Origin of the sequence: Pseudoalteromonas sp. PS5, assembly GCF_004103255.1 — a bacterium.
GTDB lineage: Bacteria > Pseudomonadota > Gammaproteobacteria > Enterobacterales > Alteromonadaceae > Pseudoalteromonas > Pseudoalteromonas peptidolytica.
Genome location: NZ_RCSQ01000107.1, coordinates 1 through 10,664, shown reverse-complemented (window position 1 = coordinate 10,664; position 10,664 = coordinate 1). Strand labels below are relative to the sequence as shown.

10 protein-coding genes are annotated in these 10,664 nt (G+C 43.2%); 7 read left to right on the top strand and 3 right to left on the bottom strand.

Translation table 11 applies throughout. From position 1 onward, the window contains the following. The first annotated feature begins 60 nt into the window (after positions 1–60). Complete coding sequence (locus tag D9603_RS14275) at positions 61–1,170, top strand: aminotransferase class I/II-fold pyridoxal phosphate-dependent enzyme (protein WP_128731825.1); 1,110 nt, start codon at positions 61–63, stop codon at positions 1,168–1,170. A 110-nt stretch (positions 1,171–1,280) separates the two neighbouring features. Continuing rightward, positions 1,281–1,844 (top strand): YSC84-related protein, encoded by a 564-nt coding sequence (locus D9603_RS14270; RefSeq protein WP_128731824.1) that lies wholly within the window; start codon positions 1,281–1,283, stop codon positions 1,842–1,844. Between the two features lie 167 nt (positions 1,845–2,011). Here the strand turns inward: D9603_RS14270 and D9603_RS14265 are convergent, their stop codons facing one another. Then, the gene (locus D9603_RS14265; protein ID WP_128731823.1) at positions 2,012–3,217 is read right to left on the bottom strand and encodes a Bcr/CflA family multidrug efflux MFS transporter; all 1,206 of its coding nucleotides are present in this window, start codon (positions 3,215–3,217) and stop codon (positions 2,012–2,014) included. Between the two features lie 225 nt (positions 3,218–3,442). On the opposite strand from D9603_RS14265, the gene D9603_RS14260 reads away from it, so the two are divergent. Continuing rightward, complete coding sequence (locus tag D9603_RS14260; protein ID WP_128731822.1) at positions 3,443–4,240, top strand: M48 family metallopeptidase; 798 nt, start codon at positions 3,443–3,445, stop codon at positions 4,238–4,240. A 52-nt stretch (positions 4,241–4,292) separates the two neighbouring features. Here the strand turns inward: D9603_RS14260 and D9603_RS14255 are convergent, their stop codons facing one another. Beyond that, positions 4,293–4,799, bottom strand: coding sequence for a YgjP-like metallopeptidase domain-containing protein (locus D9603_RS14255; protein WP_128731821.1), 507 nt, complete (start codon positions 4,797–4,799; stop codon positions 4,293–4,295). After that, positions 4,799–5,647 carry a DUF72 domain-containing protein gene (locus tag D9603_RS14250; protein ID WP_176032737.1) on the bottom strand — a complete coding sequence of 283 codons (849 nt, stop codon included), beginning with the start codon at positions 5,645–5,647 and terminating at the stop codon, positions 4,799–4,801. The genes D9603_RS14255 and D9603_RS14250 overlap by 1 nt, the downstream gene beginning before the upstream one ends. 193 nt (positions 5,648–5,840) lie before the next feature. Between D9603_RS14250 and aspS the strand changes: the two genes are divergently transcribed. From aspS to ruvB, 4 genes are all read left to right on the top strand, one after another. Beyond that, entirely contained in the window at positions 5,841–7,625 is a 1,785-nt protein-coding gene (aspS, locus tag D9603_RS14245) for an aspartate--tRNA ligase (protein ID WP_128731819.1), read from the top strand. A gap of 122 nt (positions 7,626–7,747) precedes the next feature. Then, positions 7,748–8,269: a crossover junction endodeoxyribonuclease RuvC gene (ruvC, locus tag D9603_RS14240; RefSeq protein ID WP_125254374.1), complete on the top strand. Its 522-nt coding sequence runs from the start codon at positions 7,748–7,750 to the stop codon at positions 8,267–8,269. A 2-nt stretch (positions 8,270–8,271) separates the two neighbouring features. Beyond that, entirely contained in the window at positions 8,272–8,889 is a 618-nt protein-coding gene (gene ruvA, locus D9603_RS14235) for a Holliday junction branch migration protein RuvA (RefSeq protein ID WP_125254373.1), read from the top strand. A 2-nt stretch (positions 8,890–8,891) separates the two neighbouring features. Beyond that, positions 8,892–9,896 carry a Holliday junction branch migration DNA helicase RuvB gene (gene ruvB / locus D9603_RS14230; RefSeq protein ID WP_125254372.1) on the top strand — a complete coding sequence of 335 codons (1,005 nt, stop codon included), beginning with the start codon at positions 8,892–8,894 and terminating at the stop codon, positions 9,894–9,896. The last annotated feature ends 768 nt before the right edge of the window (positions 9,897–10,664 follow it).

Genomic DNA, 10,664 nt, shown 5'->3' with positions numbered 1-10,664 from the left:
TTCTCGCTTCAAAATAGACCACTTAATTAAGCAAATTGGTATTACTTATTAGGTTGAATAATGGAACTAGTATTACCCGAACACATCAAGTTTGGTCAAAGTCTTACAGCGCCTGTTGATATTAATTTAAGCGATTCTTGTGCCCAAGGCGTGGCACTTAACACGCTTGTTGAATTGGCAGGTGAAGCTTGGTTTGAGCGTGAGCTTAGTTATAGCCCAATGGCGGGCAGCGACATGCTGCGGGCTGCGATTAAAGCCTATCATTTGCAACCACAGGTAGTGTTAAGCCAAGAGCAGATAGTCACATTTAGTGGCGCGCAGGAGGCTATCTTTACGGTGATGGCGCAACTACTAAGTCCGCAAGATGAAGTATTGGTCTTTACGCCAAGTTATCCATCACTGGCAAAATTACCCACTCAATTTGACGCCGTAGTTAAATCCATCCCTTTACAAGCTAATAACCAGTGGCAATTTGATATCGAGCGACTTAAGCGTGAGGCAAACGCTAAAACCAAATTGATTATCATCAATGCGCCCCATAACCCCACTGGCGCTACCTTGTCTGATAAGGATGTGGAGGAAATTAAAAGGCTTGCACAGCACTTTGATGCTTATATCTTAAGTGATGAGGTATCAGCACAACGTGCAGATGATGCACGTATTGCAAGCGGTCGCTTCGCTGATTACGCAAAGTCAATTACCTTGGGTGTGCTATCTAAAAGCTTAGGGTTACCAGGAGTTCGGGTTGGTTGGGCAATATGTGGTAACAAAGCGCTTGCCGATCTCCTGTTAGCAGGTAAAAGCTACTTGAGCATTTGTGGCAGTCAAGTAGACGATATGCTGGCTTCAACCGCATTAAATCATAGCGACATTATCTTAAAAGAAAATGCCAAAATAATGGCTCGCAACGAAGCGGCAATGTGTGAATTTGTTCGTCAACATTCGCACAAAGTGAGCTGGGTAGCTCCCCAAGGTGGTGTGCTCTCGTTACTACAAATTCACTCAATTAAAGATGCTAAGAGCTGGTCTCGGCAATTTGCAGAAGCGACAAGCACGCTACTGCTGCCTGCAAACTTATTTGTGATGAACAGTGAATGTCATTTTCGTTTAGGCACCGGCAAGCAAAGCTTTATTGAAGGATTAACTCGCCTCGAGTCATACCTACAATAATACTTGCTCATCATCACAAGCTATCCAGACAATATAGTATTAATCCCGCATTCAAACTGATTGACTATGATAGAAGGTAGAACGAAAAATACTACTGGAAGGAAAAAGTGATGATCAACGTTAAATCTGTGATGATGGGCTGCTTTGCGATGATGCTCAGTGCCTGTGCGTCTATGGGAGATGGTGACACAGCACAAAAGCAACGCGCAATCTTGGATATGAAAAATGAAGTACTGACTCAACTCTACAGTACAAAGCCAGATACACGCGCCCAGATAGCCGCAGCACCGGGATACGCGGTTTTTTCCAATGCCAATGTCAATTTGTTATTTGTATCAGCTGGAACGGGTTATGGTGTTGTACATGATAACACTGCTGGACAAAATACTTATATGAACATGGCCGAAGGGGGCGTAGGTCTCGGAGTGGGCGTTAAGGACTATCGTATAGTCATGGTTTTTCATAGCAAAGCGGCAATGGATAAGTTTGTGACTTCTGGATGGACCTTTGGTGGCAACGCAGATGCTGCGGCAAAAGCTGCTAACAAGGGGCGTTCGGTAGAAGGCGAGGCGTATTATGGCGATGTCACTGTGTATACCTTTACACAAAGCGGCTTGGCCTTACAAGCAACAGTAAAAGGTAGCAAATTCTGGAAAGATAAGGAACTGAACTAATACCAATTAGACTTAATACTTGCTCGCTTTGAAGGAGTAAATCTGACGCTAACAGGACGCGGAAGCGGTGTCATCGACAAGATCTTCTCGCCTCAAAATCGACCAATTAATTAAGAAAATTGGTATAACTTTAAAAGAAGCCCCGAATAGTGACGGGGCTTTTCTTTTTATTCGGCGACGTTTTCACGCTTGAGCCGTTTTTCAAAACGTCGAGTGAGCAATTGGCAGACGATGATCAATACAATAGCTGCAAACATAAAGCTAGAAAACGGTAAAGGTGACTCAGGAGTCGCTAGTGCAAGGAGCGGGCCGACCAACGCGCCGCTACCAAACCTCAGCGTTCCAATTACAGCCGTTGCCGTGCCTGTTTGATGTTCAAATTGCAATAATATTAACGCATCAGCATTACTGGCAATAATGCCAAGACTCATCATCAATGGTGCTATTGCAGAGGCTAGCACCCATACTGACACTGACTGACTACTCAATATGACCAAAAGTGTGGAAAAGATAACGCCAATTGTCAGGCCAATATTGAGCATTTTTCTTGAGCCTAATCTTGGAACTAAGCGCGTATTCGCGAAGTTACCCAACATAAGGGCGATTACATTCATAGCAAATAGCACACCGAACAATTGCTCTGTGATGCCGTAGTATTCAAGGTAAATAAATGAAACTGAAGTTAAAAAACAAAAGAATGCGAATGAGGCCAACATCGAAGACAGAATGTCGTAGCGTGCCTTTTTTTCTGTCAGAACTATACGATAGTTTTTCAGGAAAAATGACAAGCTAAGCGGTACGTCAGCTTTGGTTGGAATTGCAATACAAAAAAACTGTAAGGCAACAACTACCAAAACTGCATATAGTGCTAAAAACCAAAAAATAGCATGCCAATCAAAGTACAGCAAAATCACAGCACCCAAAGACGGAGCAACAAGTGGTGCGATCATCATAATCATCGAGACATAGGACATTCCCTTGGCGGTGTGCTCTTTGTAGTAGTATCGTATTACACCCGGCACAACCACCGTTGCAGCAGCACCACAAAATGCTTGAACGACACGTAAGAGGCAAAACATATCGATGTCATTGGTTAATGCAAGCCCGACAGACGCTGCGGTAAATCCAGCCAATCCGAATATTGCCAAGGTGTGCCTAGAAAACTTGTCAGCAAGTGGACCAAATACCATCATGCCGACTGCATAGCCTGCCAAGTAGCTACTGAGAGAGACTTGTACTTGCTCAAGTGGGCTATTCAAGCTATTAGCAATCGCAAGCATCGCAGGGAGATAAAGGTCGATAGCCAAGGGCGTAATTGCAACAATACTAGCCAATAACGGTAATAGAATTGCAGGGAGTGTTGATGACTTCATATGTTGGTATTGTTACCTTATTGCTCTAACAAAAAATATACTCATCAGATGAACTTAAAATGATGAAGAAGCCGTACACGCTAAAGCAGTACGATTAAAAATGCTGTTCTGATAAGCCGTTGTTCATGAAAAATTTTTTATATTGTACTAAGTTAGTCTCGTTAAGTGACGAAATTGCGGTAAACTTAGAACACTTTGGTTGTAAAATAAGAAAAGGAACAAGTTATGAAAAAACTGGTTCTCGCGATCGCGGTTGCAGCAACGCTGGTTGGCTGTAAAACATCGCCTACTGGACGTACTCAGTTAGCACTATACTCAGAACAACAAATGGACCAAATGGGTGTTGCAAGCTTTGAGCAGATGAAACAGGAGCAAAAGGTTGACCTGAGCGCAAATACTAATCGCTACGTCAAGTGTATTGCAAATGCTTTAATAGCGCAACTGCCAACGCACTATGCAAATCAGCAATGGGAAGTGGTGGTATTTGAGGATGACTCTGCGAACGCATTTGCCCTGCCTGGGGGCAAAATTGGCGTACATACTGGCATTCTAAATGTAGCTGAAAACCAAGATCAATTGGCGGCGGTGATGGGTCACGAGGTCGGTCACGTTATTGCAGAACACGCAAATGAGCGAGTGTCTCAAAGCAGTATTTTGCAATTAGGGCTTCAAGCCGGTGCCGCTGTGCTTGAAATGAATAACGTCGAATACCGAAATGCGATTTTACAGGGGTTGGGCTTGGGGGCGCAATATGGTGTTGCGTTACCGTTTAGTCGCTCACATGAGAGTGAGGCAGATGTTATAGGTCTGGACTTGATGGCTAAGGCCGGTTTTAACCCAGAAGGTTCTGTTGCGCTTTGGCAAAACATGGCCAAAATGAGTGAGCAGCGCCCACCAGAGTTTATGTCTACACACCCCGCGCCAGAAAACCGCATAAAGCAGCTTGAGGCAAATATGGTCACTGCTAAGGCAACTGCGAATAAGGCCAGAGCTAGTGGCTTTACTCCAAGCTGTAAACGCTAGCTAGCTATCCTCAGCACTTATCGAGCCTATAAATGCACCAATTGCAGTTTAGTTAAATGTAATTGGTGTTACCTTCAGTCTCACACATTAATATAAACAGCCGTAATTCTAGCTCGAGCTGATGGTAGCTTGGTTCCATGTGCTGGCAAAGCTTATAAAATGCTTTGTTGTGGTCCTTCTCTTTAAAGTGTGCTAGCTCGTGAACAACTAGCGCCCGTAATATCGCTTCAGGTGCGTGCTTTAGCTGAGTCGCTATGTGTATTTGGTGTGAAGTTTTGTGTTTGTGACCGTGTCGTGTGGTTTTAAAAGTATGTGTTCCTAAGGCATTAACTACCATGTTGTGGCGTTTCTCAAATTTAGCTTGTGAAACCCTTGGAGTATTTTTTAAGTACTGTTGTCTTAACCCTTCGACATATTCGTAAAGCAACTTATCGTTTTTTATTTGATGTGGTTCTGGGTAACGGCTTTTGAAAAAAGTACCTAATTTCTTGTGCTCAATTAGTTGAGTTACTTGAGCTTGAACTTCTTCAGAGTAGTGTAAAAAATAGGGATGGGGCATTAAAACAGCGCCTCTTGCTTTGCTTCTTTTTCAGCGGGGAATGGATTGCTTACTTGGTGCTGCATATTCAAATCAGCGATAAATTGTCTTGCTAAAAATGGTGCATCAAAATTATCAGCGGTATGAAAAAATACATAAGGTGATTTACCTTCGTTGAGCCACTGAGTAAGCTTTACTAACCAAGGTTGGTAAAACTCTCGATTTGACTCAAGTTTGGAGCAACCAACAAAGCGTAGGACAGGGTTGTTTCCTGTAGCAATTGCGTGCACAGGTAATCGTGGCTTTTTTTGCTGTGCATCTATAATCGCAGGGGTACTGGCAGGCTCGCTAAAGAGTGCGCGAGTATCCATTACGATTCGGTTGTAATTATTTTCAATTAAATATTGGTTGTATCTGCGCTCAGCATCGCCCTTGCGATAAAAATCCCAATGCCGTACTTCAACACCAACAGTTAGCGATTTGGGTAGCCAAGACAAAAATTGTCGTATTTTATTTATCTGCTCTGGCGAAAACTGCGCGGGTAATTGCAGCATTAACATACCGATTTTAGGAAATAGTGGTGCCATTGTATTACACCAAGCAAGTAATTCATCTTGGCAGTGGCTAAGTGCCATTTCGTGACTAAATCGCTTTGGGATCTTAAACGTAAAACGAAAATCATCAGGTACTTGCTCAAGCCATTTTAGTACTGTTTGTGGGTTAGGATCGGCATAAAAAGTAGTATTCCCTTCAACACTATTAAACACTTGACCATACTCTTTGAGCATATTTGTGGCATTGCAGTGCGTGCTAAAAACGCGACCCTTCCAATGTGTGCTGCTCCATTGTGGACAACCCAGATACAACATATCAAATAAAATACCAATTAAATGTGCCAATAGTGTATCAGATCTTAGATTGAGGATGACAATGCAGCGTATTTTTATATAATTGTCGGTTATTGAAAACGAGTCTTAGCGACTGCCTTACCAATAGTGTGAATTCATATTGTGTGGTGAGAAATGATTAGTCGTAAGAGCAAACTGGACTGACAGGAATTTTATGCGCTCTATATACTGCGGAAAACTAAATAAGAGCCATGTAGATCAGGAAGTTGAACTATGTGGTTGGATCAATAAACGTCGTGACCTTGGCGGCCTAATCTTTGTTGACTTAAGAGACAGAGAAGGACTTGTGCAAGTGGTATTCGATCCAGAAGTGGAAGGCTTAATGGATAAAGCGAATACGTTGCGCCAAGAGTTCTGTGTTCAGATCAAAGGGGTTGTCCGTGCGCGTCCTGAAAGTCAAGTGAATAAAGACATGGCGACAGGTGAAGTTGAAATACTCGGTACGGGTCTGACGATCATCAATCGTTCAGAGCCTTTACCGCTTGATTTTAACCAACAAAACTCGGAAGAGCGTCGTCTTAAATATCGCTACTTAGACCTACGTCGTCTTGAAATGAGCGACCGCATCAAAATGCGTGCAAAAGCTAGTAGTTTCGTTCGTCGCTTCTTAGATGAAAACGAATTTTTAGATATCGAAACACCAGTACTGACAAAAGCAACACCTGAAGGCGCACGTGATTACTTAGTGCCTAGCCGTGTTCATAAAGGCAGCTTTTACGCGTTGCCTCAGTCACCACAGCTATTTAAACAGTTGTTGATGATGTCTGGTTTTGATCGTTACTACCAAATCGTTAAGTGTTTCCGTGACGAAGATTTGCGTGCAGACCGCCAGCCAGAATTCACTCAGATCGATATCGAAACGTCATTCATGAGTTCAGACCAAGTACGTGGCGTTACAGAGAAGATGGTTCGCGAAATGTGGCAATCTTTCTTAGACGTTGACTTAGGCGAGTTTCCAGTGATGCCTTACAGCGAAGCGATGAGTAAATATGGTTCAGATAAACCAGATTTACGTAATCCACTTGAACTGATCGATGTCGCTGACATTGTAAAAGATGTTGAGTTTAAAGTACTAAGTGGCCCTGCAAATGACGAAAAAGGTCGTGTAGCTGTGCTATCCGTACCTGGTGGGGCACAACTTTCTCGTAAGCAAATTGATGAGTACACTAAATTTGTAGGCATCTATGGCGCTAAAGGCTTAGCGTGGATGAAAGTGAACGACCGTGATGCTGGTATCGAAGGCGTACAGTCGCCAATTGCTAAGTTCTTGAACGAAGAAGTTATCAATGCACTGCTTGAGCGCACAGGCGCAAACACAGGTGACATTATTCTATTTGGCGCAGACAAGCGTAATACTGTAAACGAAGCCATGGGCGCGCTACGCCTTAAGATTGGTCTTGATTTAGAAATTACAGACTTATCAAAGTGGGCACCACTTTGGGTTGTTGACTTCCCTATGTTTGAAGAAGACGACGAAGGTAACTTACACGCTGTGCACCATCCATTTACAGCACCGAAAGGCGTCAGTGCGGCAGAGCTTGAAGCAAACCCAGCAGGTACGCTTTCTGATGCTTATGATATGGTACTTAATGGCTATGAAGTTGGTGGCGGTTCGGTTCGTATCCACAACAATGAAATGCAGCAGGCTGCCTTCAGAATTTTAGGTATTGAAGAAGCTGAGCAGCAAGAGAAGTTTGGCTTCTTATTGGATGCACTAAAATATGGCACTCCACCACATGCCGGCCTTGCGTTTGGTCTTGATCGTTTGGTGATGTTACTGTGTGGCACAGATAATATTCGTGATGTGATTGCATTCCCGAAAACAACTCAGGCATCATGTTTGATGACTGATGCGCCAAGCCCTGCAAACCCAGATGCACTTAAAGAGCTTGCTATTTCAGTTGAAAAGCAGCTTGCTGAGCAAAATGCAGACGAATAACATTTCAGCACAAATATAAACAGGCGACTAAGGTCGCCTTTTTTGATCTTATGTACTAGCTTATAACTGGTAATCTATACAGTATTTTGGCATTATAACCAAAAAACAAAGAGACAATGCTTTTGGCTGTCATTTTAGGAATTGATCCGGGTTCACGATTTACTGGATATGGCGTGATTGCTCACCAGGGCGCAAAGTTCCAATATTTGGGAAGCGGCTGCATTAAAGTGGGTGAACATGAATTTCCCATCCGCTTAAAAATGATCTATCAAGGGATCACCCAACTGATAGAGCAGTTTTCGCCTAGTGATTTTGCAATTGAACAAGTGTTTGTTGCACACAACCCAAGCTCTGCGCTAAAGCTTGGTCAAGCCCGAGGAGCGGCCATCGTGGCAGCGACAATGCAGTCGGTTAATGTCAGCGAGTATTCTGCAAGGCAAATTAAACAAGCGGTTGCAGGGACAGGTGGCGCAGATAAAAACCAAGTACAAGAGATGGTTAAGCGCATTCTAAAGCTGCCAGGCACGCCTCAAGCTGACGCCGCTGATGCCTTAGCTGTAGCAATTTGTCATGCCCACTCAAGACAAAATTTAATAAAGATGGCCGGAGCCGCACGTAAAACAGTAAGAGGAAGGTTAAGATAACTATGATTGGAAAGTTAAGCGGTACACTGTTAGAAAAACAGCCTCCAGAAATACTAATCGACGTTGCAGGTGTTGGGTACGAAGTGCAAATGCCAATGACCTGCTTTTACGAGCTACCAAATGTGGGAGAAGCAGTCTCAGTGTTTACCCATTTTGTAGTTCGTGAAGACGCACAATTGTTATTTGGCTTTAATAGTAAGATAGCACGAGCGCTGTTTAGAACCTTAATTAAAGCAAATGGCGTAGGACCCAAACTTGGGCTTGCGATTTTATCGGGCATGTCGGCAGAGCAATTCGTTAGTTGTGTTAATCAAGGTGATGCGACAACTTTGGTTAAAATTCCAGGTGTTGGTAAGAAGACCGCTGAGCGTTTAGTACTTGAGATGAAAGACAAGTTAAAAGACTTTGGCAATGACTTGCTCACACCATTTAGTGATGCTGCTGTACTTGCTCCGCAAGAAAACCCAACGGTAAGCGACACCCCGTCAGATGAAGCGATTGCGGCATTAATGGCATTAGGGTATAAACAAGTTCAAGCACAAAAAGCGGTAAAAGCCGTGAACAAAGAAGGCATGACGACAGAGAGTATCATCAAAGATGCTCTTAAATCGATGATGTAACTATGATTGAAGCAGATAGATTAATTGAGCCTGAGATCCAAGGTAATGAAGACGTAGTAGATAGGGCGATTAGGCCTAAATTACTAAACGATTATACCGGTCAGCCGCATGTTAAAAAGCAAATGGAAATCTTTATTGCAGCGGCGCGCTCAAGGCAAGAAGCGTTAGACCACTTACTGATTTTTGGCCCGCCAGGTTTAGGGAAAACGACGCTTGCGAACATTGTTGCAAACGAGCTTGAGGTGAATATTAAAACTACCTCTGGGCCGGTGCTTGAAAAGGCAGGTGATCTTGCTGCGTTACTGACTAACCTTGAAGAAGGCGATGTGTTATTTATTGATGAGATCCATCGTTTAAGCCCTCAGGTGGAAGAAATTCTCTATCCTGCGATGGAAGATTACCAATTGGACATTATGATAGGAGAAGGCCCCGCTGCACGTTCAATTAAGCTGGATTTACCGCCTTTTACTCTAGTAGGGGCTACGACACGCGCTGGTTCTTTGACCTCACCATTGAGAGACCGTTTTGGCATTGTACAGCGTTTAGAGTTTTACTCGGTTGCAGACTTATCTTCGATTGTTACTCGCTCAGCGTATCACTTAAATCTAGAGATCACCGAATCTGGTGCGACAGAAGTTGCTCGTCGTGCGCGAGGTACACCACGGATCGCAAATCGTTTATTGCGTCGAGTCAGAGACTTTGCTGAAGTAAAAGGGGATGGCTCTATCACTGAAGAGATTGCCCACTTAGCACTGGATATGGTTGATGTTGATAAATGCGGATTTGATTATATGGATCGCAAATATCTGCTGGCAATCATTGAAAAGTTTACCGGTGGCCCGGTGGGGCTCGATAACCTCGCGGCGGCAATCGGAGAAGAAAAAGAGACCATCGAAGATGTCATTGAACCATTTTTGATCCAACAAGGTTTTATTCAACGTACGCCAAGAGGGCGTATTGTTTCAGATAAAGCGTATTTGCATTTTGATTTGTCTAAGCCTGAGTAATTTAGCTTTAGTCTAAGCAGATATCATTGAAATAATGAGGTGAAGGAACGGCGATGTTTCTCACCTGTTACTCCCTCGCAAATAGCGAACCTGCACTCAGTAATTCTTTATTCAAGCCCTAAGTTATTTATTCATTACTTTACGTGGCCGTTTTCTCTCTAACATGAATAGCCGCGCAAATCCCCTATCATTTCAAAGCGTAAGCTCAGGCTATTCATTTCCTGACAATTCAAGCAAGGTTCATGACGACATGGTTAATCTAATTCCGCAATATAGATTAACCCAAATTTGTTTTAATGCTAGCTCGATATGACGGAGAAAGATTAATACCACCGACATTAAAATTTGCGATGTGAAACAACTAAATAACCTGAGCTGCGGATAATTAATGCCTTTCTAGCAGCCAGTTTTAGCGCTAACTGCTAGCTATTGGTGCGTAAATTCGCCTTGCCTACAGGATGTAGGTACTTTAGCGAGAACAGGACGCGGGAGCGGTGTTTTCCCTAAAACTCTCTGGCTAGATAAGGAAAAAACTAAGTTATGCTTTAGCAACAATGAGTTGGAGCATTCCTTATCCAGACCTCAGGTTAAATCGTAAACCTTTTGTCTTACCTAAATTGGCTGGTACGTTGATGATAGCAGGGCATATGAGTGGGTTATCAACAAGGTTTTCTCGCCTCAAAATAGATCACTTAATTAAGATAATTGGTATTAGAATTGAGCTCTGAATTTTTGGCAAAAAAAAGCCCGCATATAAATGCGGGCAAA

Coding starts and splice junctions, on each gene's coding strand:
- D9603_RS14275 (WP_128731825.1), top strand. CDS start 61: ATGGAACTAGTATTACCCGAACACATCAAGTTTGGTCAAAGTCTTACA.
- D9603_RS14260 (WP_128731822.1), top strand. CDS start 3,443: ATGAAAAAACTGGTTCTCGCGATCGCGGTTGCAGCAACGCTGGTTGGC.
- ruvB (WP_125254372.1), top strand. CDS start 8,892: ATGATTGAAGCAGATAGATTAATTGAGCCTGAGATCCAAGGTAATGAA.
- D9603_RS14250 (WP_176032737.1), bottom strand. CDS start 5,647: ATGTTGTATCTGGGTTGTCCACAATGGAGCAGCACACATTGGAAGGGT.
- D9603_RS14255 (WP_128731821.1), bottom strand. CDS start 4,799: ATGCCCCATCCCTATTTTTTACACTACTCTGAAGAAGTTCAAGCTCAA.
- D9603_RS14270 (WP_128731824.1), top strand. CDS start 1,281: ATGATCAACGTTAAATCTGTGATGATGGGCTGCTTTGCGATGATGCTC.
- D9603_RS14265 (WP_128731823.1), bottom strand. CDS start 3,217: ATGAAGTCATCAACACTCCCTGCAATTCTATTACCGTTATTGGCTAGT.
- ruvA (WP_125254373.1), top strand. CDS start 8,272: ATGATTGGAAAGTTAAGCGGTACACTGTTAGAAAAACAGCCTCCAGAA.
- aspS (WP_128731819.1), top strand. CDS start 5,841: ATGCGCTCTATATACTGCGGAAAACTAAATAAGAGCCATGTAGATCAG.